Origin of the sequence: Streptomyces sp. NBC_00400 (assembly GCF_036048035.1) — a bacterium.
In the GTDB taxonomy this organism is placed as follows: domain Bacteria; phylum Actinomycetota; class Actinomycetes; order Streptomycetales; family Streptomycetaceae; genus Streptomyces.
On the sequence record NZ_CP107940.1, the window covers coordinates 1,715,899 to 1,737,926 of the forward strand.

The following is a 22,028-nucleotide window of genomic DNA, read 5'->3' on the forward strand; positions in this document are numbered from 1 at the left end:
GCAAGTGACGAGCACGCCGACGGGCCGGTTGCGGGCCGACGCCGCTCACAACCGGCGTGCGCTGTTGGAGGCCGCCGCAGCGACGTTCGCCGAGCAGGGCATGGATGCCTCGATCGCGCAGATCGCGGCGCGGGCCGGGATCGGCAAGGGCACGGTCTTCCGCCACTTCGCCACCAAGGACCAGCTGGTCGCCGCAGTCCTCCGCGCCCGTCTCGACGAATTCACGGCCGCCGGTGCTGCGTTGCTGGACGCTGCCGACCCGGAGGCCGCTCTGCTGGAGTTCATGACCCTCGGCGTGGAGATGCAGGCCAGGGACCGTTGTTTCTGCGAGGCCGGGACCGGTATCGCCCACAGCGATCCCGAGGTCCGCGCCGCCGGCACCCGCCTGTTCGAGACCGCGGATGCGCTCACCGACCAGGCGCGGCGCCAGGGCAGCGTGCGGGACGACATCACGGGAGAGGACATCCTGCTGCTGTCCCGCGCCGCCTACCAGGCCGCCGCGCCCACGGGCGATCTCGCCCCCGGTCTGCGGCAACGCTATCTGCGCGTGATCTTCGACGGAATGAGGCCCCAGGAGAAGGCGGACTCCAGCTCGTAGGACAAGCACCCGCCTGCTTCGCTCAATCACCCCTCCCTTGGCGGACTTTCCGGCAACGTCAGACCCACCTTTCCGCTCTGCCCCACCGGAACCTCCCGCGGTGCCGGCCCGGCCCGCTGAGCCGTCCCCCTTCGCGTCCCACCCTTGGCGACGTCGTAGCAGGTCACAAGGGTGGGATCCCAGGACGACGTCACTTGCCCCGAGACCATCGGTGCGGGCCCAGGCGGCCGGGCACGGTGATGTGGTGCCGACGGGCCACGGGGTCCCAACGGGGGGACCGTCCGCCGGCCGACGAAAGGGATCGACCGTGATGTCACGCAAGCACATCGCTCTCGCAGCCGCCGGACTGGTCCTGGCGGGCGGCCTCGCTGCCGCCCCTGCCGCGACCGCCGCCCAGGCCGCTCCGCCGGCGCCGTCCGCCGGAAACGTGGCGGCCGCAGCCAACAAGTGCTCCGGCTGGAAGGAGATCCACATCACCGGTGGCGCCGCCAAGTACATGGAGTGCACCAGGAAGGTCAACGGCAGGTCGTACGTTTCCGGCGCCTTCTACCTCTGGGACACCAAGCGCGACGGCAAAGCCGTCCAGGCGTACGCGGAGACGGACTACAACCACTGGTACGGCGACGATGTGACCTGGCAGCACTTCTACGGCTGGGCCGACCACACCCACGGCAGCCCGAAGATCAGCACCGGCTGGCAGCGGGGCAACGACTTCGGTCTGGTGATCAACCTCAAGTAACGCCGCCGCCCTGCGAGGTCCTCCTCCTGCTGTCGCACGCCGGGCCATTCCCTCCAGCCGCCGTTCGGGACCACGCCGAGAGCCGGGCCCCTCCTGGAACGCCCTCCCGGAACGCCGGGGATGCCAGGAGGGGCCGCTCCGTGAGCTCCGTAACTCCGGTCGGGGTCGTAGCGGGTGTCAGCCGCCTGCGAGCGCCGTTCGCGCCGGCGCCGTATCGGCCCGGCCCTTCTCGTAGACCGTCAGCCCTCGCGAGAGGTGCAGTGGTACCAGCAGCAACTCCACGATGAGGGCCTTCCAGGCGTAGACGAGGTTGACGGCTTTGGTGGCGTAGACGCAGGGGATGTTCAGCAGCACGCCCGGCAGCGGGAGTTTGCGGCGGCGGGCGGCGTAGACGAGGGGTGGTGTCGTCAGCAGGAGTTCGGCTCCGGCCCACCAGAGGAAGGCGAGTGCGGGAGGCTGGTCCGTCGTCGCGGCGATCACGAAGGGGGTTGCCCACCAGAGCGGTGCGGTGAGGATTTCCAGGAGGGCGAGCAGCACCCAGAGGGCCAGCAGCGGTTTGCGGACGATCAGCCGGCCGAGATGGAGGCGGACGTTCTGGCAGAAGCCGGCCATCCAGCGCCAGACCTGTTTGCGGAGGTAGGTGAGGTCTTCCGGGTCGGCGGCCAGAGCGACCGCGTTCGAGACGTAGACCGCGCGTCTGCCCGCGATCTGCTGCGACCACGTGAAATCCATGTCCTCGACGATGGTCCGTTCGGGGAAGCCGCCGAAGGCCATCAGATCATCGAGGCGGAAGACGGAGCAGCAACCCGAGCACACCATGGGGCTGTTGGCGCGGGCTTGGATGGGGCGGTGCCAGTGGAAACCGAACAGGTACTCCGTCGAGCGGCCGCGCTCCCAGATCGTGCGGGTATGGCGGGTGCGGACCGTGCCTGCCGCTACGGAGACGCTTGGGTCGTCGAAGACGGGCAGGACGGTCTCGATGTAGTCCGGTGCGAGGACGGTGTCCGCGTCGACGGCCAGGACGAGGTCGGTGGTGCAGTGTGGAAGGGCGTAGTTCTGCGCTTTGGCCTTGCTGCCGAGATTGCGGGGCGGGCGCAGGACCGTGACGCCGTGTGAGGCTGCCACCTCGCCCGTACGGTCCGTGGAGGCGTCGTCCACGACCAGGATCCTGTCAGGCCGGAGCGTTTGGTGTGCCAGCGACTCCAGTGTGGCCGGCAGCCCCTCCTCCTCGTTGTGAGCGGGCACGATGACGGTGATGGTGTGCAACTCGGTCTCCCCCTGTCTTGCGGATCGCGCCGACTACGACCGTGAACAGTCCGATCACGCCGTAGACCATGGTGCTGATGCCGATGAACGGCAGTCCTCCGTGCATGTCACCGACGGTAGGGGGATGAGGCACCGGATGGTTCCGGAGGATGCCTCCTGTGGATAACTCATCGGGGATCGTCGGGGATTGCCGGGGATTGCCGGGGAGGAGCTGTCCGCAGGAGGTGCCAGGAAGAGGAGCCCTGTGCGGGAGGAGCGGGTCAGCCTGCGGGGGGAGCCCACGCGGGAGCCGGTCAGCCCACGCGGGAGCGTTGGGTCACGCGTCTTCCGCGGTGGCGGGGGTTTCCGCCGCCTCGCCGCCGTGCTGCTGCGCGAGCAAGCGCGTGCGGAAAAGGTCGAGTACGTCGTCCAGCGCGGCGCGGGTCGGCTGGCCGGGTTCGTCGATGAGGTGCTCGGTCAGCACGGAGTGGGGCGGCAGCACGGCATCGGGGTTCGCGGCGTCGTCGTCGAGTTCGACGGCGGTGAACGCCGCACCGAGTTCGCGGCGCAGGAAGGCGAACCGGTCGCCCGGTACCAACCGGTCCGAACGGAACCGCAGCCCCATGACCCGGAGGTCTGCACGCTCACAGCGGCCCCGCACGGCGGCCAGGTCTTCGGCGGAGATATCGATACCGGCAGCCCGGCTCCTGGTGAGAGGCAGCGGCAGGGACGGCTGGGACAGCACAGGGGCGAGAAGGCGCTCGTCGGCCGCCATGGCCAGGGCGAAACCGCCGGTCAGGCACATCCCGACAGCTCCGACGCCGGGGCCGCCGCAGCGCTGGTGCTCGTGCGCGGCCAGGGCCCGCAGCCAAGTGACCACGGGGGAGGACTTTCCCGTGGCCAGGACGGTGAACTCCCGGCTGACACACACCTTCCACAGCGATGAGGCCGTGTAGAGCCCGGACTTCACCCGGCCGGCGGACGCAGGGTCGGCATCGCGGCCGGGCGTGCCGAACAACACCGGGAGCACGGCCGTGCAGCCGAGGGCGGCCACCCGTTCCGCGAACGCCAGCACCTTGGGCGTGATGCCGGGTATTTCCGCCATCACGATCACCGCGGGCCCCGTACCGCGCCGCAGAATGCGGCGGGTGGCGCCGTCATGGGTGAAGGTGCTGCGGTCAAAGCCGGTCAGGTCGTGATCTGCCATGGAGTCGGACTACCACCGTCCTGGTCGATTGTGTGGGTCGGGGCCGGTCCGGACAGGTACGCCTCGCCCCCGCCCGGCGCGGCTCAACACGAGACTATCCAGCGGCACTTGCGGCGCGCACCCGTGTTCGGTTCGCCGCCCGGATCACCGCCCGTACCTGCGCCCGCGCACACCCTCGGGCCGCTGCCCGGAACACCACGACGCCGGCCGTCGCGCCCCGTGGGGGCGAGCGCGACGGCCGGCGGGTGGAGCCGAGGAGGTCAGGTGACTACTTGACGACCTTCAGCAGCTTGTTGGGCGTGCCCTCGCTCGGGTTGCTGATCTTGCCGGCCGTGGCGCCGGCCGTCAGGGCCTTCTCCACGTCGGCCGGCTTGGCGTCCTTGTGGCCGGCCAGGTAGACCGCGGCAGCACCCACGACATGCGGGGTCGCCATGGACGTACCGGAGATGGTCTTGGTGGCGTCGTCACCGCTGTTCCAGTCCGAGGTGATGTCGGAACCGGGGGCGTAAAGGTCCACCGCACTGCCGAAGTTGGAGAAGTCGGACTGCTCGTCGTCCTTGGTGCTGGAGGCCACGGTGATGGCCTCCTTCACGCGTGCCGGGGAGCTCTGGCCCGCGTCGGAGGACTCGTTGCCCGCCGCGACGCCGAAGGTGACACCGGCGTCGATGGCCTTCTTCACGGCCGTGTCCAGCGCCTCGTCGACGCCGCCGCCGAGCGACATGTTGGCGACCGAGGGACCCTTGTGGTTCTTGGTGACCCAGTCGATGCCCGCGACGACCTGCTCGGTGGTGCCGGAGCCCTGGCCGTCGAGGACCTTGACGGCCACGACCTTGGCCTTCTTGGCGACACCGTGCTCGGTACCGGCGATGGTGCCGGCCACGTGGGTGCCATGGCCGTTGTCGTCCTCGGCCTTCTCGCTCTTGTCGATGGCGTTGAAGCCGTACGACGCGCGGCCACCGAAGTCCTTGTGGCTGATGTGGATTCCGGTGTCGATGACGTAGGCGGTGACACCCTCGCCCGCGGCGTCGGGGTAGGTGTACTTCTTGTCGCCCTTGGTGTCCGCCTGGTCGATACGGTCCAGGCCCCACGACGGCGGGTTGGCCTGGGTGCCGTTGATGTGGAACTTCTTGTTCTGCACGACCTTGTCGACGGACGGGTCGGCAGCGAGCTGCTTGGCCTCTTCCGTGCTCAGGCCGCTCGCCGAGAAGCCGTCGATGGCGGAGGAGTACTGCCGCTTGACCTTGCCGCCGTACTTGGCGGCCAGGTCGCCGCTCTCGGCGGTGTGCACCGACTTCTTGAGCATGACGATGTAGCTGCCGTTCACGGCGCCCTTGGCCTCGGCGCCGTAGATCTTGCCTTCGGCTGCAGGCGACGCACCGGCGGTGACCGCGGTGACGGCGGCGATACCAGTGGCGGCCACCGCGGCGGATATCGCCGTGACGAGCCGCTTCTTGCTGGAACGCTTGTGAGCCATTGCGAGGATTCTCCTCGTTCGTGGTGTGGGGGGAAAGCGTTGCGCAATAGCCCGACGAGACCGGAAGATCTGCGCCGGACTGGTTCGAAACCCTGTCTGATTGATGAGTTCAATTCAAGGCTCGCCAGGGCGTGTGAGATAGCCAACAAGGCCGGTGAATTGGGAAAGGTTTCAGAAGTGGTCAAAAGGAACGGTTAGTTGAACCGGACCGACTCAACTCCGTTTACACAGTCGCAATAGCGGGTGACGGCGGGGTGGACGACGCCTTCGGCCGATCGCCGCTCGACCATCGGATGCGGTTGTTCACGCGGGCGCTCATGGCGCTCATCACGGCTTGTTCCAGGGTCAGTTGAGAGGCCATGGGCACCTCAGCGCTGGTAGCGGGCCAGGACCGGATTGCCGTCCCGGACGAGACGCTTGCGCACGGTGTCCAGGTCGATGGCGCCGCTGTAGTACTCCTGCAGGCCAGGGGTGGCGATCTTGTCCTTCCACTCCGGGTAGCCACGGACGGACTGGGCCGGGGCGGAGCGCAGGGAGCCCGCCAGCGCGGTGCCGGTTGCCCAGTCGTACCGGGCGACCCGGAGTGCCGGATCCCCGAGCGCTTCCCGTCCCGTCGGCAACAGCCAGTCCCCCAGGGCGAGCCGGACCATGTTCGGCGGGCGGAGGAGGAAGTCGATGAAGGCCATCGCCGCTTCCTTGTGCGGGCAGTCCTCGGCGATCGACAGCGTCTGCGGGCTCACCCCCTGGTCCGGGGCGGAGCCCTGAGAGGCGGAGCCCCGAGGGGCGGGCAGCACCGTCCACTCGAACCCCTTGGGCGCCTGCTGGGCGATCTGCTGACGGTAGGAGAAGCCGAGCGGCACCATCGCATAACGCCCGGCGAAAAAGCCGGGGAGGGTGTCGGAGCCGCCCATGCCCAGGGTCGTACGGGAGGCGCTGCGGTCCACGTTCACCTGGTCGTGGATGGTGCGCGGCACCACCTGGTCGGCGGCGTCGAAGCGGACCTCCACCGTGCCGTCGGGGCGACGGCGGAACATCCGGCCGCCCGTGGACAGGGCGAGGTTCAGGGTCACCGAGACCGGTTCCTTCAGCGGCCAGGCGACGCCGTGGCCGGTGCCGCGGGTCAGCCGCTGCGCCACCTCCCTGAACTCCTCCCAGGTCCAGGGGTGTTCGGGAGTCGGGATGCGCACGCCCGACCGGTGCAGCTTCGCGCGGTTCGCGATCAGCACCCGCGGTTCCTGGAGGAACGGGACGCCGTGCACCCGGCCGTCGAAGGTGGCGGTCTCCCAGCTGTGCTGCGGGATGTCGCGCCGCAGGCGCGGTGGCAGGAGGGCCGTGAGGTCGGCGAGATTCCCGCCGTAGGCGAAGTCCGCGAGGTCGTCGGCGGCGTCGTGGATGATGTCCGGCGCCTCGCCGCCCTCGAAGGAGGTCAGCAACTGGTCGTGGACGGTGGGCCAGGCTCCCTGGACGTACTGCACCTGGACCTCGGGGTGCTGTGCGTTCCATGCGTCGACGAGTTGCCTGGTGGCCTTGAGGGAGTCCTGCTGCCAGGCCGGCGACTGGAAGCGCAGGGTGATCCGGCCGCCGGAGGCGCGCCGTCGCCGGTCGTCGGAACAGCCCGGCAGCAGCCCCGCGGCGGGCAGTGCGGCGGCGGCCGCGAGCAGGCCCCGCCGGCTGAAACGCGCCGGGGGCGTGGGGGTGCCGTCGCGGCGCATCAGCTCTTCACCGCCCCGGCGAGCATCCCGCCCGTGATCCGCCGCTGGATGACGGCGAAGAGGAGCAGACTCGGGAGGGTGGCGAGGAGTGCGGCGGCGGCGAGCGGCCCGAGGTCGGCGACGCCCTCCGCCCCGAGGAAGTGGGTGAGGACGACCGGCAGCGTCTGCTTCCCTGGTGACTTGAGCAGGACCAGGGCGAAGAAGAATTCGTTCCAGGCGGTGATGAAGGCGAACAGTGCGGTGGCGACGATGCCCGGCGCGAGCAGCGGTGCGGTGACCGAGACGAGCGTACGGAGCCGGCCGGCGCCGTCCACGGCCGCAGCCTCCTCCAACTCGGGTGGTACGGCGCGGACATAGCCGGTCAGCATCCACAGGGCGAACGGCAGCGACCAGACCACATAGACCATGATCAAACCGATCCGGGAGTCCACCAGATGGAGTCCCTTCAGGATCAGGAAGAGCGGGATGATCACCAGTACCAGCGGAAAGGCCTGGCTGATCACGACCCAGCCGGTGGCCATCCGCGAGAGGCGGTTGCGGTAGCGGGCCAGGACGTATGCCATCGGGGTCGCCAGCACGATCGCGATCAGCGCGGAAACCGCCGCGGCCAGCAGGCTGTTGCCCGCGGCCGCCAGTAGTGGCTGCTGGGTGAAGGCCTGCCGGAAGTTCTCCAGGGTGGGCGCCTCGGGTATCCACCTGGGGTGGATGCTGCCGAGTTCACGCGGTGGCTTGAAGGCGGTGGAGATCAGCCAGAGGAACGGGAAGGCGAGGAAGGCGAGATAGGCGACGAGGGCGCCGTACTGGCCGGTGCGGGTGGCGGTGCTCCGGGCGGTGGGGGCGGCGCTCCGTTGGCGGGAGCGGGTGGTGGCCGTTTGTCGTCGAGTGTTGGGGGCATTCCCCGTACCGCTGCTCTCCCTGCGGCTCACCGGTCGTCGTCCCCCTTCAGCCGGCCGGCCAGGTAGACCGCCAGCAGGACCGAGACCACCGCGACCATGGCCAGGCCCATCATGGCGGCATAGCCGAACTGCCCGTAGCGGAAGGCCTCTTCGTATGCGAAGAGCATCGGCAGCCGGGTCCGGCCGCCGGGCCCGCCGTCGGTCAGCACGAAGACCAGGGCGAAGGAATTGAAGTTCCAGATGAAATTGAGCGCGGTGACGGCGAGCGCGATGGGCCTGAGCGCGGGCCAGGTGACCGTACGGAAGCGGCGCCAGGCGCCCGCGCCGTCCATGGAAGCGGCCTCGTGCAGTTCGCGGGGCACGTTCTGGAGGCCGGCCAGGAGGGTGACGGTGGTCTGGGGCATCCCGGCCCAGATGCCGACGACGATGATCGCGGGCAGGGCGGTGGCCAGACCGCTCAACCAGTCCCGGCCATCGCCCGCTCCGGACAGTCCGAGGCTGCGCAGCGTCTCGTTCAGGATGCCGGCGTCCGGGTGGTAGACCAGCCGCCACATGATGCCGACGACCACCTCCGGCATCGCCCACGGGATGATCGCCAGCGCCCGGGCCGGCCAGCGCAGCCGCAGCGGAAGGTGGAGCAGCAGGGCCAGGCCGAGGGCGAGGAAGAACTGCGGGACGGTGACCCCGAAGGCCCAGACCAGGCCGATCCGGAAGGAGTCCCGGAACAGGGTGTCGTGGAACAGGTCGGAGAAGTTCAGCAGCCCCACGAAACGGGTGGCCTGGGTCCGGCCCGACTGGGCGTCGGTGAACGCCAGTCCGATGCCGTAGAGCAGCGGGCCCGCACTCAGTACCAGGATCGGGATCAGGGCAGGCAGTACGAGGAACCAGGCGCCGTGAGCACGGCGGGTGCGGGCGGCACGGTCCGCGGCCGCCGCGGGGGACCGCCGTGGCGCGGTCGCCAGGGTCACGGCAGCAACTCCTCGGGGCGCGGCCCGGCCGGTCTGCCGTCGTCCGTCCCCGCGGTCGGTGCCCCTGCCATCCCGTCCCCTCTCCCCCGGCTCTCCCCGTCGGCCGCTGCCGGCCGCTGCCGGCCGGTCCCGGTCGTGCGCAGCCGATTCCGCCGCTCCCGGCCGCCGTCATCGTCGTGACGGCGGCCACATCCCGTCAAGGTCCTGGCCGGTTTCCCCGGCGGATCTCCCCACCCGGGAGGTCTGCCGGGCCGCTTGGGCGGACCTGCGAGACTGGTCGCGTTCACGCACCGCAGGAGGTACCCGTACCCCAGGAGGCACCCGATGACCGAACCGAGCCCTGCCGCCTTCACGGAAGCGCGCGCCCGGGACGTACTGGCCTCGGCCGGCCTCCCCGATGCGGCAGCCGACGCCGGGCTGCTCTCGCTCGGCGAGAACGCCGTCTTCGCCCTCGGCGACAACGGGCCGGTCGTACGGGTGGGCCGCAGCGCCGAACTCCTGGAGCGGGCCGAGCGGGAACTGGCGGTGGCGGGGTGGCTGGCGGCCGAAGGGGTGCCGGCCGTACGGGCCGCGGAGCCCGTGGCCACCTTGGTCGACGGGCATCCCGTCACCTACTGGCACCGGCTGCCGGAGGCCGTCCGCCCGTCCCGGCCGGACGATCTCGCCACGCTGCTGAAGCTGGTCCATGCCCTGCCGGAGCCGCCGTTCGCGCTGCCGCGGCGCGAACTGCTCGGTGGCGTCGAGCGGTGGCTGCGCCTGGCCGGCGACGCCGTGTCGGCGCCCGACGCGGAGTATCTGCGCGGGCGGCGGGACGCGTTCGCGGCCGCCGCCACGGCCCTGGAGCCGCATCTGCCCCGCGGCCCCATCCATGGCGACGCGCTGACCCGCAACGTGCATGTCGGGCCCGGCGGACCGGTGCTGGTCGACCTGGAAACCTTCTCCTTTGATCTGCGGGAACACGACCTGGTCGTCATGGCGCTGAGCCGGGACCGCTACGGCCTGTCCCCGGACGCGTACGACACCTTCGTGTCCGTTTACGGCTGGGACGTACGGGACTGGGAGGGCTGCGCCGTATTGCGCGGGTCCCGGGAGACGGCGAGCTGCGCCTGGGTGTCCCAGCACGCGCCCGGAAACCCGGCGGCACTCAAGGAGTTCCGGCGCCGGATCGCCTCGCTGCGCGACAAGGACGCGACGGTGCGGTGGTATCCGTTCTGAGACACGCGGCCGGAGGCCGGGCTCCAGGCTTCCGGAGGGGCGAGCGTGGCCCTGCCCGCTGTCTGATGGAGATTCGCGGTTGCCCGGCACGGCACGGCCGTGACCACGCCTCCGCTCTCGCTCAGGCCCCGGCTTCGGCCCCGGCCCCGGCCCCGGCCTGGTACGGAATCAGGGGCCAGGCCCGCTCGACTATCGCCTGTGGGTCGCCGGAGCGCCGCAAATACGCCTGGAACGAGGCGGCCTGTTCGGCGGCCGCCTTCTCCTGAAGGTCATGCAGCGCCCGGGGCGAGGGGAGGGCGACGGCCGGGAACGTCTCCCCGATGCGCCGGGCGACCCCGGCCGCTGCCGCCGCGTCGGCGCCCGCTTCGTGGGCGCCGTCCAGCCGGACGCCGTAGTGGCCGCAGAGCGCCTGCAGTGCGCGCTTCCCCTTGCGGTAGCGGTCCACATGCTTGTCCAGCACGAGGGGATCGATGACCGGCGCGGGGGCGTGTCCGAGACGTTCGGTCAGCGTCCGCAGACCGTGGCGCCGGCACTCGCGGTCCAGGAGGGAGAGGTCATACCGGGCGTTCATCACCACCAGCGGGATGTCCGCGCGCAGAGCCACGGCCAGCGCTTCGGTGATTTCCTCTATGGCGGTCGCCGGTGGACGGCCGTGTTCTTGGACATATGCGGTGGAAATGCCGTGAATGTCCGCCGCTTCCTCGGGAATCGGGACCCCCGGGTCGAGCAGCCAGGTCTGCTGCCCGACCGCGCGGCCGTCCCCCTCCATCCGGATCAGCGCGGCGGTGACGATGCGGTCCCGCTCGACATCGGTGCCCGTGGTCTCCAGGTCGAAGCTGACCAACAGCTCCTGATGCCAGCTCATGCCGAAACCTCACTACGTCCGGTCTCGCACTCGCTCGGCGCGCACCCGCCCACAGTTCTCTCGCTACGCTCGCTCATGCGGCCTCCTTCGGTGGTACGTCCCCCGTTGCTCGCCCACTCTCCCACGCACCACTGACAATCGACCGGCCGCCTGTCGCGACGGGGCAGCCCGGAGGCGCCCGCCACCCCTAGGCTGACCGCCATGGACCTACGGCTGGCAGGACAGGGCGCGCTGGTGACGGGCAGCAGCTCCGGGATCGGGGCGACGATCGCCGGGATGCTGGCGGACGAGGGCTGCGACGTCCTCGTCCACGGGCGTAGCGCGGGAGCCGCGGCGGCCGTCGCCGAACAGGTCGCGGCCCGCGGCGTACGGGCCGAGGTGGTGCTCGGAGACCTGACGGAGCCGGGGGTCGCCGAGCAGGTCGCCCTCACCGCACGCGACTTCGGGGCCCGCATCCTCGTCAACAACGCCGGTCCGTTCGCCGAGCACGACTGGGAGAGTTCCCGGCCGGCCGACTGGCGGGCCGCCTTCGAGGGGAATGTGCTGCCGACGGTGCGGGTCAGTCAGACGCTGCTGCCGTCGCTGCGGGCGCACGGCTGGGGCCGGGTGATCACCATCGGCAGCCGGGCGGTGCGGACACCGCTGCCCAACATGGTGGCGTACTCCGCCGCCAAGGCCGCCGTGGTGAACATGACCACCAGCCTGGCCCGGCATCTCGCCGGGACCGGCGTCACCGCGAACTGCGTGAGTCCGGGAGTGATCGTCACTCCCTCCCTGTCCCGGATGTTCGAGGAGCGGGCGGCCGGGGACGAGGCTCCGGGGGAGGACCCGGAGGGCGGACGGGACGAAGCGGAGATCGTTGCGGAGTACGCGCCCAACCCGAGCGGGCGGCTGGGGCGCCCGGAGGACATCGCCGCCGCGGTCGCCTACCTTGCGAGCCCGCTCGCCGATTACGTCAACGGGATCGAGCTGCGGGTCGACGGAGGGATCACGGGGACCCCGTAAGACGCCTCCCGCAGACGGGTCAGGAAACCGGCCGCGAATCCGCCCACATGCTCTCGAATTCCTCCCGGTAGGTCTCGAAGAGGCCGTGGTCACCGTCGCGGGCGTCCCGGGCGTCCTGGCGGACGACTTCCCGGCCGCCGCCGCGCAGGACGAGGACGGGGGACTCCATGCCACGGCTCTTGCGGAGGTAGGGCTGGACGACGGCCACGCCGTCGGGGCCGTCCCCGTCGACGAGGTAGGCGGTGAAGCGCGGGGTCTCGTCGAAGACCTGGATCTCGAAGGCGCCGGGGTCGCGCAGCCGGGCGCGCACCCGTCGCATGTGGAGGATGTTCATCTCGATGGAGCGGCTCATTTCGCCCTTCTTCAGGCCGATTTCGCGCTCCCGGCGGCGGACCGCGCTGCTGGCCGGGTTGAGGAAGAGCAGGCGGACACGGCAGCCGGATTCGGCGAGCCGGACCAGCCGGCGGCCCGAGTAGTTCTGGACCAGGAGGTTCAGTCCTATGCCGACGGCGTCGAGCCGGCGGGCGTTGCCGAACAGGTCCTCGGCGGGGAGCTGGCGCTGCAGCCGCACCCGGTCGGAGTGGACCCCGATGAGGTCGGCGTAGCGGTCGCCGACCAGGTCCTCCACCGCGTCGATGGGCAGCCGTCCGGAGATCCGGGTGCCGACGCCGGAGCCGAGGATGTCCAGGAGGCGGGCGGAGGCGCGCTCGGCCTGGGCGAGGACCGTCTCGGACAGGGCGCGGTTGCGGGAGACGATGTTGCGGGCGACCTCGAGTTCGTCGAGGGCCAGCTCGACCTCGCGGCGCTCGTCGAAGTACGGCTCGAAGCAGGGCCAGTGCTGGACCATCAGTTCGCGGAGTTGCGGCAGCGTCAGAAAGCTGACGATGTTGTCGTCGGCGGGGTCGAGGAGGTAGCCCTTGCGGCGGCTGACCTCGCGGACGGCGACCGCGCGCTGGACCCACTCCTGTCCGGCGGGGCCGGCCGCCGCGATGACCCATTCGTCGCCGTGCACCGGCTCGTAGATGGGCCGCAGCACGGCCGCGACGACGGCCCGCAGCCGTTGCTCGACGAGATTCAGCCAGATGTAGGCGCGGCCGGCCCGCCGGGCCCGGGTGCGCACCTCGCTCCAGGCGTCGGCGCCCCAGTCCAGCTCCGCCCCGATTTCCAGCGGGCGTGCCAGGGACACCGCGCCGGGCGGTGCGTCGACGGAGCCGCCCTCATGGCCCTCATGACTCTCGTCACCAGGGGGCAACTCCAGCCCGCCGCTCACCTGCCACCGCCTTCCGAACCCCCGTGCCAACGATCAAGGCAGACTACTGCGGTGCGGGAGGCGGTGCAGCAGGAAGGAGGGAGTCGGTTACCAACTCCCCTTACCCATAGTGCCCGTTGTGCCCGGACAGTGCGGGTGGAGTGAGCGGATTCATAGCGGTGACGTCGCGGGGAACCAGCTGGAAGCCCTGCCAGTGAACAGGCATGGGCTCCTGGTCCTCATCCCTGGCGATGTGGTGGAACCCGATGTTGACCCACGCGATGGGGTGTTTCAGCGGCTGGCCGTTGACCCAGGTGTCGACGCTCTTGCCGGCCCGGGCGCCGCAGTTGGCCAGGTTATTGCTGGCGAACTGCTCACATTTGTTGTACTCGGTGAAGTAGATGTCGTGTGTGGTGTAACTGCGTCCGGTGTACTTGCTGGAGGGTCCCGGCACGATTTGGTACGAGCGCGGGTGGCCGTCCTGGTTCTTTCCGGTGTCGCTCACCACCCGCCACCAGCGCAGCGGGCCGGAGTCCCCGGCCAGTTCCTTGGTGACGGGGGTACGGGTGGTACGGATGGTGGGGGTGTTGCCGCCGGGCCGGATCGTGGTGGCGGAGTCGAACTGCTCGACCTTGTTGGCGGCGCTGCCATCCAGGCCGAAGTTCAGCCGCCAGAAGACGTTGTGGCTGTGGCTGGTGGCGTAGTCCTTGGCGCCCTTGCCGATCGGTGTGCCCCGGCCGTCGCCGGCGTCGAAGTCGCTGGGTGAGAGGGTGCCGGTGGCGCCGATCTGCAGGGTCATGGTGCCGTCGCCGGAGAACCGCCACTCGCTGATGTACTCGTACCAGCCGGTCTTGTTGACGGTGTAGAGCAGCAGGTCCTTGCCCTGGAGCTGGTAGGTCCTGGCCTGCTCGCCGGGGTAGGGGCCCATCCGGTAGGCGTGGCCGCGGGCACGGGTGGTGGCGCACAGGCCGCTGACGTCGGGGTGCGCGGCGTCGTAGGCACCGGGCACCCGGACGGTCTTGATGGTGCCGCCGGGGCATTCGGCGGGGTCGAGCTTCATCAGGCCCTGGGCGAAGCCCTGACCGGTGAGGTCGTCGTATTCGTTGCCGCCGTCGTCGTAGGGGACGTGGATCTGGGCGAGTTTGGCGGTGGTGAGCACCTTGATCGGGGCGCGTTCGCCCTGGGGCTGGTAGGAGACGTCGTCCAGGACGAGGCCGGCATTGCCTTCGTAGTGCCAGCACATCCGCCAGACGGTGCCGCCCTCCAGCGTCTGGGTGATGCGGTAGGCGGCGCTGCAGCGGGGAGCGGGGGCGGCCGGGCCCGCACGGAGCGGGGCTTCGGGGGCGGCCTGGGCGGCGGGGCCGGTCAGCAGGGCGGTCGCCGTGAGCAGCAGGGGGACGGCGGTGAGGGCCGCGGCACGGCGGCGCGGGCGGCGGGTACCGGCGGGGCGTCTTTCGGGCATACACGGGCTCCCGGAGAAGGAGTGGCGGGGTCGGCGGCGCGCGGGGCGGTCAGCCGAGGCGGGCGACGGTGCGGGCACTGAGGTCGATCACCAAGCGGCGGGTGTCGATCCACGGGCCGTCCTTCACCTTGGTGAAGAGGCGGATGCAGCGGTGTTCCCCGCAGTCGGCCAGGGCGCCCGGCGCCTCGCCTTCCGCGCGGCCGCGGTAGACGAAGCCGGTCACGGCGAGCGGGTCAGGACCGGTGAGGTCGCGTCCGGTGGCCTCGCGATAGTCCTGGCGCAGCCCGGATCCCAGCGGGGCGGCGATCAGCAGCCGGGCCGCCTCGACGGCCTCGGCGTGGCTGGGCGGCGGCTGGACGCCGTGCTGAGTGTCCGTCGACTCCGCCTTCGAGGTCGTGAGGTTGACGGTCGTGGTGAGGTAGCTGTCGCTCGTGTAGTCGTAGAAGGAGACCAGTGCCCGGCGCGGCGGGTCGGCGAGCCCGGCCTCCGCGGGGGTGAGTTCGGCCAGGTCGGTGGTGAGGGGTTCGGGCCCGGACCGTCCGGTGACGTCGGCGGCAATGCCGCGCCGGGTGCGCGGCAGGGCCAGATCCCGGGCGCGCCTCATTTCGTCGTCGGTGAGCGGATCCCGTCCCCGGCCGCGTTCCCCCTGCGGGCGGGGTGCCTCGACGACGCCGGGCGGCGGGGGCCCCGGATCGCGTCCCGGCACGGACGGGCCGGCCACGCCGGGCCTGCTTGGGCCGCTCGCTCCGTCGGCGGCGTCCGCGCCGGCGGGCAGAGTGATCGCGGCCATGAGGGCGGTGCCGGTCAGTGCGAGGGCGGTCCCCGCGAGGACCTTGCCGAGGTGGCGGTGCATCAGGTGGCGCACGGTTCCCCCCTGCTGTCACATTCCATGACATGCATGTCGGATCCCCCGTCCGTCCTCCAACAGGACGACCAGTAGGACGATCTGACATCGCGACAGGTTGCTCCACCATTGAGCGGAGATCCTGCGAAAAGCCCTCTGTGTGCGAGAAGTTGCGAAAAGTTGGGGAAGGATTTCGATTCGTTTCGCGGATGTGCGTCGTGGAGTCGCCGCTGCGCCCGAGAAGAAAGTGGAAGAGTCTACCCATGCAGGTCTGGCCGGGACAGATGTATCCGCTGGGTGCCACCTATGACGGGGCGGGCACCAACTTCGCGGTGTTCTCCGAAGCCGCGAAGCGCATCGAACTGTGTCTGCTGCACGACGACGGTTCGGAGACCGCCGTCGAGCTGCGGGAGAGCGACGCCAATGTGCGGCACGCGTACCTTCCGGGGGTGATGCCGGGAGCGCGCTACGGCTTCCGGGCGCACGGTCCCTACGAACCGGAACGGGGGCAGCGCTGCAACTCGGCAAAGCTGCTGCTCGATCCGTACGCACGGGCCATGAGCGGCCGGATCGACTGGGACGAGGCCGTCTACGGCTACCACTTCGGGCGTCCCGAGGTCCGCAACGACCTGGACTCGGCGCCGCACACCATGGCGTCGGTGGTGGTCAACCCGTACTTCGACTGGGGTGACGACCGCCCGCCCCGCACCGCGTATCACGAGACGGTGCTCTACGAGGCCCATGTGAAGGGCCTGACGATGCGCCATCCGGAGCTTCCCGAGGAGCTGCGCGGCACCTACGCCGCGCTGGCGCATCCGGCGGTCATCGACCACCTCACCAAGCTCGGGGTGACCGCGCTGGAGCTGATGCCGGTGCACCAGTTCGTGCAGGACCACCGGCTGGTGGACGCGGGGCTGACGAACTACTGGGGCTACAACACCATCGGGTTCTTCGCCCCGCACAACGCCTATGCGTCGTGGGGCGACCGCGGGCAGCAGGTGCTGGAGTTCAAGACGGCGGTGCGGGCGCTGCACCAGGCCGGTATCGAGGTGATCCTCGATGTGGTCTACAACCACACCGCCGAGGGCAGCCATCTGGGCCCGACGCTGTCGTTCCGGGGGCTGGACAACGCCTCGTACTACCGGCTGTCGGACGACAAGCAGTACTACATGGACACCACGGGCACCGGGAATTCGCTGCTGATGCGCAGCCCGCATGTGCTCCAGCTGGTGATGGACTCGCTGCGCTACTGGGTGCAGGAGATGCGGGTGGACGGCTTCCGCTTCGATCTGGCGGCGACGCTGGCCCGGCAGTTCCACGAGGTGGACCGGCTGTCGTCGTTCTTCGACCTGGTCCACCAGGATCCGGTCGTCAGCCAGGTGAAGCTGATCGCCGAGCCGTGGGACGTCGGCGAGGGCGGCTACCAGGTGGGGAACTTCCCGCCGCTGTGGACCGAGTGGAACGGGAAGTACCGCGACACCGTGCGGGACCTGTGGCGGGGCGAACCGCGCACCCTGGCCGAGTTCGGGTCCCGGCTGACGGGTTCGTCGGACCTCTACCAGGAGGACGGGCGGCGGCCGCTGGCCTCGGTGAACTTCGTGACCTGCCATGACGGCTTCACGCTGCACGATCTGGTCGCGTACAACGAGAAGCACAACGAGGCCAACGGCGAGGACAACCGGGACGGTGAGCGCTTCAACCGGTCCTGGAACTGCGGTACCGAGGGGCCGACCGACGATCCGGGTGTGCGCCGGCTGCGGGCGCGGCAGATGCGCAACTTCGTCGCCACGCTGATGCTGTCGCAGGGCGTGCCGATGCTCAGCCACGGGGACGAGTTCGGCCGCAGCCAGGACGGCAACAACAACGCGTACTGCCAGGACAACGAGCTGTCGTGGGTGCGCTGGCCGGTGCGGGGACCGGGCGGGAGCGCCGGCGCTCCGGACGGGCCCGGGGTCACGGACGAGGCGTGCGAGGCGTCGGAGGGAGACGACGCGTCGGAGGCGGATGAGGCGTCGGCGGGGGGCGCGGCGCCGGAAGGGGACGCGGAGCAGTGGGCGCTGCTGGAGTTCGTGCGGCAGATGGTGTGGCTGCGGCGCGACCATCCGGTGTTCCGGCGCCGGCGGTTCTTCCAGGGGCACCCCCTGGAGGGCACCCACGACGAGCTGTCCGACATCGTGTGGTTCACGGCCGGCGGCGAGGAGATGGGGCCGCGCGACTGGCAGTCGGTGCACGCCAAGTCGCTGGCGGTGTTCCTCAACGGCAGCTCGATCTCCGAGCCGGGTCCGCGGGGCGAACCGGTCACCGACGACTCGTTCCTGCTGCTGTTCAACGCCCATGACCAGGAGAAGGAGTTCATCGTCCCCGAGCACCTGGGCCGGCAGTGGCAGATCGTGGTGGACACCGACCGGCCGCAGGCGGTGGCGGACGGCGGCGGCGCCAAGGTCAAGGCCGGCGACCGGCTGACGCTCATCGGCCGGAGCCTGCTGGTGCTGCAGCGGCCGGCTCAGCTTGTCATGTGACCTCGGGGCGGGACAGCGCAGCAGGGCAGCCGTGAACAGATCCCGGTGGGCCTCCAGCCATGCCTGGATGCGGTCCCAGCGGTCATTGCCGCACGCTATCGGGCGCGGTCCGCGCACCCCACGCACCGGACGTACGGAGATCTGCGGCCTTTCCGCCCGCCCCGTTGGAGGAAGGGACGACACCCGTGCCGGGCAGGGAGGAGACAACGGGCCGTCAGCGGGGTACGGGTGTCCCCATGACGCAGCCACCGAGTCCGTCGCCGACCGCCACCTACCGGCTGCAGCTCCAGCCGGACTTCCCGTTCGCCGCCGCCGAGCAGGCGGTCCCGCATCTGGCCGCGCTGGGCGTCTCCCATCTGCATCTCTCGCCGGTCCTGGAGGCGGTGCCGGGGTCCACGCACGGCTATGACGTGGTCGATCACGCGGCGGTACGGGCCGAGCTGGGCGGCGAGAAGGGGCTGCGGGCACTGGCGGCGACGGCCCGGTCGCACGGCCTCGGGCTGGTCGTGGACCTCGTGCCGAACCATATGGCCGTGCCCGGGCCGGTGTCGCTGAACGGGCCGCTGTGGCAGGTGCTGCGCGACGGCCCGGCGTCCCCGTACGCGCGGTGGTTCGACATCGACTGGGACGCCGGACACGGCGGGCGGCTGCTGCTGCCGGTGCTCGGGGGCCGGCTCGGCGAGGAGGCGCGGCACTTCCGCGTCGAGGACGGCGTGCTGCGCTACCGGGAGCATGCCTTTCCGCTGCGCCCCGGTACGGAGAAGCTGGAACTGACCCGCCTCCTGGAGGCCCAGTGGTACCGCCTCGCCTGGTGGCGGCTGGCCCGCAGTGAGCTCAACTACCGCCGCTTCTTCACCATTGCGGAGCTGATCGCGGTCCGTGCCGAGGACCCCGAGGTCTTCGAGGCGACCCATGGCACGGTGCTGCGGCTGATCCGCGAGGGCGTCATCGACGGGCTGCGCATCGACCATCCGGACGGCCTGGTGGACCCCGGCGGCTATCTGGCCCGCCTGCACGAGGGCACCGGCGGCCGCTGGACGGTGGTCGAGAAGATCCTCACCGGCGACGAACTGCTGCCGGAGAGCTGGGCCTGCGCGGGCACCACGGGCTATGACGCCCTGCGCCACATCGACGGTCTGTTCGTCTGCCCGCAGGGCGCCGGACGGCTCTTCTCCCACTACCGGGACTTCGTCACCCCGCTGGCCGACGAGGGCGGCGACTGGGAGGAGACGGTGCGCCGGGCCGCGTACGAGGTCATCACGCACGATCTGGCCGCGGAGGTCGAGCGGCTGGTGCGGACCGCGGTCCGGATCAGCGCACGCGTCCCCGAGCCGGGCGACCATGCGCCGTGGGCGCTGCGCCATGCCATCCGGGAGCTGATGGTGCGGCTGCCGGTCTACCGCCCGTACCCCGCGGATCCGGGGCAGGCCGAGCAGGACACGGCGATGCTGGGCACCGCCGCGGCGGGGGCGCGCACCGCCTTCCGGGTACCCGAGGAGGCGCGGGCGGTGGACCTGATCCACGATCTGGCGCTCGGCCGGCTGCCGGACCACCCGGACCACGACCGCAGGGACTGCGCCGACTTCGCCGCGCGGTTCGCCCAGACCGCGTCCGCGCTGCACGCCAAATCCGTGGAGGACACCGCCTTCTACCGCTATCCGGTGCTGCTGTCGGCCTGTGAGGTCGGCGGCGCCCCCGGGGAACCGGCGCTGCCCCCGGAGGCGTTCCATGCGTACTGCGCACGGGTGCAGCGGGACCGGCCGGCGGCCGGCACGGTGCTCTCCACCCACGACACCAAGCGCAGCGCCGATGTCCGGGCCCGGATCGCGGTGCTCTCGGAGTGCCCGGACCGGTGGCGGGACGTGCTGGGCGCGATGGCCGAGGGGGCGGTGTGCGACGTCGGCGCCAGTGGACCGGCCGGAGCCGGTCCGGCGGATCCGATGGTGTCGTGGCTGGCCTGGCAGACCGCGTTCGGCCTGGGTGCGTCCGGCGACGGAGCCGCGGCGGAGCGGGTGGTGCCCGCGGTCCTCAAGGCCGTACGGGAGGCCGGGCTGCGCACCTCGTGGACGGAGCCGGACACGGGCTACGAGGAGGCGGTCGAGGAGTTCGTACGCATCGGGCCGTGCGGTCCCACGGCCGCCCCGCTCGCCGTGCTGGACGGGGAAGTCGCCCCCTTCGTCCGCGCCAATGTGCTGGGCGCGGCGCTGCTGCATCTCACCATGCCGGGCGTCCCCGACCTCTATCAGGGCACCGAACGTGCCTATGCCGCACTGGTCGACCCGGACAACAGGGGGCCGGCCCGCTTCGGTCCACAGCTGCTGTCCGAGCTGGACGCCGGTGGCGCGCCACGCGATCTGTCCGCCGAAAAGCTCCGGCTGACCGCCACGGCGCTGCGGCTGCGGCGCGATCGTCCCCAGTGGTTCGGCGCCACCGCGTCGTACGAGCCGGTGTATGCGGAGGGCCCGGCGGCCGAGCACTGTGTGGCGTTCTGCCGCAGCGGCCGGGTGCTGACGGTGGTGACCCGTCTGTCGCTGTGCCTGGTGGAGACCGGCGGCTGGTGGGACACCCTGCTGCGGCTGCCGCCGGGCGGCCCCTGGCGCGAGCTGCTGACCGGCCGCGAGCTGCCGGGGGGCGCGGCGGTGGGGCTGAGCGAGCTGCTGGCGGAGTCGCCGGTGGCGTTGTTCGTGGCGGAGTGAGGGGGCGTCGGAGCGTCAGTTCCCGGCGTCGCCGGTGTCCCCCGCCGCGCGGAGGTACGCGGTGAACTCCGCTGCTGCGCCGGTCAGTTCGACCCGTGAGAAGACGGTGATGTCGCGGCTCCAGGGCGGGTCGGTGGGCACCGACGCACAGTCCAGGCCGCGGAGTTCATGGGCCGCGGTCAGCAGCACGCCGACGCCCGCCGCGGCCATCCGGACGGCGGTCGAGCTGTGCTGGGTGCGGACGGCGGTACGCGGGGTGAAGCCGGCCCGTTCGCACTCCAGGTCCAGCCAGCGCCGTCCGCCGACCACCGGCTCCAGGCTGCAGCGCACCCACGGGCGGTCCGCCAGTTCCGCGAGGCGTACCGACTCCCGGGCGGCGAGCGGGTCACCGTGCGGGACGACCAGCACCATCCGTTCCTGTCCCACGACCGTGACCGGGCCCGGCCAGTCCCGGGGAGGCGGGCCGAGCGCCAGGTCGGCGACGCCTCGGGCCATCTGCTCGGACAGCTCCCACGTGGTGCTGGCCGAGCGCGACCTGGTCGCCGGCACCTGTCTGCACCGTGGCTGCGTCCCCAGCAAGGCCATGCTGCACGCCGCCGAGCTGGTGGACGGCATCGCGGAGGCCCGCGAGCGGTGGGGCGTCAAGGCCACCGTCGACTCCCTGGACTGGCCGGCGCTGGTCGCCACCCGCGACACCCTCGTCACCCGCAACCACCAAGGTGTGGTGGGGAACCTGCGGGCGGCAGGCGTACGGACCGTCCGGGGAACGGCACGGCTGACCGGCCCCCGCACCGTCCGCATCGAGGGCGCCGGGGAGTTCACCGCGCGGCGCGGCATCGTCCTTGCCACCGGCTCCCGGCCGCGCCTGCTGCCGGGCCTGGCGCCCGATGGCCGCCGCATCGTGACCAGTGACGACGCACTGTTCGCCCCGGGCCTCCCGGCGTCCGTGGTGGTCCTGGGCGGCGGCGCGATCGGGGTCGAGTACGCGTCCTTCCACCGTTCCATGGGGGCCGAGGTCACCCTCGTCGAGGCGGCGGAGCGGCTGCTTCCGCTGGAGGACGAGGACGTCGGCCGCCGGCTGCGCCGAGAGCCAGCTGATCGTGGCCTGGGACGCCGAACCGGCCGATGTCGCCGCGCACGTCCATGCGCACCCGACGCTGTCGGAGGCGGTCGGCGAGGCGTTCATGACGCTGGCGGGCCGGGGGCTGCACCAGCACGGAACGGCGGCCCGGGCCACCGCCCGTTAATTCGGTTGCGGCCCCGCGCACGGCTGGCACCATGACCCCGTACGCCCGTTTTTCCCCACACCAGGAGCACGGAATGCGCGGATTCCT

At 71.2% G+C, this 22,028-nt stretch carries 16 protein-coding genes and 2 pseudogenes; 7 read left to right on the plus strand and 11 right to left on the minus strand.

Features of this window, described 5'->3' with window-relative positions:
* Nucleotides 1–4: 4 nt before the first annotated feature.
* Both OHS81_RS07585 and OHS81_RS07590 read left to right on the plus strand, forming a co-directional pair.
* Complete coding sequence (locus OHS81_RS07585; protein WP_328383653.1) at nt 5–598, plus strand: TetR/AcrR family transcriptional regulator; 594 nt, start codon at nt 5–7, stop codon at nt 596–598.
* 310 nt (nt 599–908) lie between these two features.
* Nucleotides 909–1,337, plus strand: a complete 429-nt coding sequence (locus OHS81_RS07590) for a hypothetical protein (RefSeq protein ID WP_328383655.1) — start codon at nt 909–911, stop codon at nt 1,335–1,337.
* A 177-nt stretch (nt 1,338–1,514) separates the two neighbouring features.
* Here OHS81_RS07590 and OHS81_RS07595 read toward each other — a convergent pair whose 3' ends face one another.
* From OHS81_RS07595 to OHS81_RS07620, 6 genes are all read right to left on the minus strand, one after another.
* The gene (locus tag OHS81_RS07595) at nt 1,515–2,603 is read right to left on the minus strand and encodes a glycosyltransferase family 2 protein (protein ID WP_328383657.1); all 1,089 of its coding nucleotides are present in this window, start codon (nt 2,601–2,603) and stop codon (nt 1,515–1,517) included.
* Nucleotides 2,604–2,919: 316 nt separating this feature from the next.
* Nucleotides 2,920–3,789, minus strand: coding sequence for a dienelactone hydrolase family protein (locus OHS81_RS07600; protein ID WP_328383659.1), 870 nt, complete (start codon nt 3,787–3,789; stop codon nt 2,920–2,922).
* A gap of 268 nt (nt 3,790–4,057) precedes the next feature.
* Entirely contained in the window at nt 4,058–5,263 is a 1,206-nt protein-coding gene (locus OHS81_RS07605) for a S8 family peptidase (RefSeq protein WP_328383661.1), read from the minus strand.
* Between the two features lie 368 nt (nt 5,264–5,631).
* Entirely contained in the window at nt 5,632–6,975 is a 1,344-nt protein-coding gene (locus OHS81_RS07610; RefSeq protein ID WP_328383663.1) for an ABC transporter substrate-binding protein, read from the minus strand.
* Entirely contained in the window at nt 6,975–7,901 is a 927-nt protein-coding gene (locus OHS81_RS07615) for a carbohydrate ABC transporter permease (RefSeq protein WP_328383665.1), read from the minus strand. Before OHS81_RS07615 ends, OHS81_RS07610 begins: the two co-directional genes overlap by 1 nt.
* Complete coding sequence (locus OHS81_RS07620; RefSeq protein WP_328383667.1) at nt 7,898–8,839, minus strand: carbohydrate ABC transporter permease; 942 nt, start codon at nt 8,837–8,839, stop codon at nt 7,898–7,900. Before OHS81_RS07620 ends, OHS81_RS07615 begins: the two co-directional genes overlap by 4 nt.
* Before the next feature lie 324 nt (nt 8,840–9,163).
* Between OHS81_RS07620 and OHS81_RS07625 the strand changes: the two genes are divergently transcribed.
* Nucleotides 9,164–10,054 (plus strand): aminoglycoside phosphotransferase family protein, encoded by an 891-nt coding sequence (locus tag OHS81_RS07625; protein ID WP_328383669.1) that lies wholly within the window; start codon nt 9,164–9,166, stop codon nt 10,052–10,054.
* Between the two features lie 121 nt (nt 10,055–10,175).
* Here the strand turns inward: OHS81_RS07625 and OHS81_RS07630 are convergent, their stop codons facing one another.
* Nucleotides 10,176–10,919 carry an exonuclease domain-containing protein gene (locus tag OHS81_RS07630; RefSeq protein ID WP_328383671.1) on the minus strand — a complete coding sequence of 248 codons (744 nt, stop codon included), beginning with the start codon at nt 10,917–10,919 and terminating at the stop codon, nt 10,176–10,178.
* A gap of 201 nt (nt 10,920–11,120) precedes the next feature.
* On the opposite strand from OHS81_RS07630, the gene OHS81_RS07635 reads away from it, so the two are divergent.
* Nucleotides 11,121–11,924 carry an SDR family NAD(P)-dependent oxidoreductase gene (locus OHS81_RS07635; protein WP_328383673.1) on the plus strand — a complete coding sequence of 268 codons (804 nt, stop codon included), beginning with the start codon at nt 11,121–11,123 and terminating at the stop codon, nt 11,922–11,924.
* A 19-nt stretch (nt 11,925–11,943) separates the two neighbouring features.
* Here OHS81_RS07635 and OHS81_RS07640 read toward each other — a convergent pair whose 3' ends face one another.
* From OHS81_RS07640 to OHS81_RS07650, 3 genes are all read right to left on the minus strand, one after another.
* Complete coding sequence (locus OHS81_RS07640; RefSeq protein WP_328383675.1) at nt 11,944–13,194, minus strand: SAV2148 family HEPN domain-containing protein; 1,251 nt, start codon at nt 13,192–13,194, stop codon at nt 11,944–11,946.
* Between the two features lie 100 nt (nt 13,195–13,294).
* Nucleotides 13,295–14,635: a copper amine oxidase gene (locus OHS81_RS07645; protein WP_328383677.1), complete on the minus strand. Its 1,341-nt coding sequence runs from the start codon at nt 14,633–14,635 to the stop codon at nt 13,295–13,297.
* Between the two features lie 49 nt (nt 14,636–14,684).
* A complete protein-coding gene (locus tag OHS81_RS07650; RefSeq protein ID WP_328383679.1) occupies nt 14,685–15,500 on the minus strand; it encodes a Tat pathway signal sequence domain protein in 816 nt (271 codons plus the stop codon).
* A 242-nt stretch (nt 15,501–15,742) separates the two neighbouring features.
* Here OHS81_RS07650 and glgX point away from each other — a divergent pair, with 242 nt between their 5' ends.
* Both glgX and treY read left to right on the plus strand, forming a co-directional pair.
* On the plus strand, nt 15,743–17,998 hold the full coding sequence (glgX, locus tag OHS81_RS07655; RefSeq protein WP_328383681.1) for a glycogen debranching protein GlgX: 2,256 nt from the start codon (nt 15,743–15,745) through the stop codon (nt 17,996–17,998).
* Between the two features lie 236 nt (nt 17,999–18,234).
* Nucleotides 18,235–20,694, plus strand: coding sequence for a malto-oligosyltrehalose synthase (gene treY, locus OHS81_RS07660; RefSeq protein ID WP_328383683.1), 2,460 nt, complete (start codon nt 18,235–18,237; stop codon nt 20,692–20,694).
* A gap of 15 nt (nt 20,695–20,709) precedes the next feature.
* On the opposite strand, the pseudogene OHS81_RS07665 reads toward treY, so the two are convergent.
* Nucleotides 20,710–21,216: pseudogene (locus tag OHS81_RS07665) on the minus strand (LysR family transcriptional regulator substrate-binding protein); the annotation flags it as partial.
* Here OHS81_RS07665 and OHS81_RS07670 point away from each other — a divergent pair.
* Nucleotides 21,125–21,817 (plus strand): annotated as a pseudogene (locus tag OHS81_RS07670) (FAD-dependent oxidoreductase); the annotation flags it as partial. The pseudogenes OHS81_RS07665 and OHS81_RS07670 sit on opposite strands and share 92 nt — an antisense overlap.
* Nucleotides 21,818–22,028: the final 211 nt, after the last annotated feature.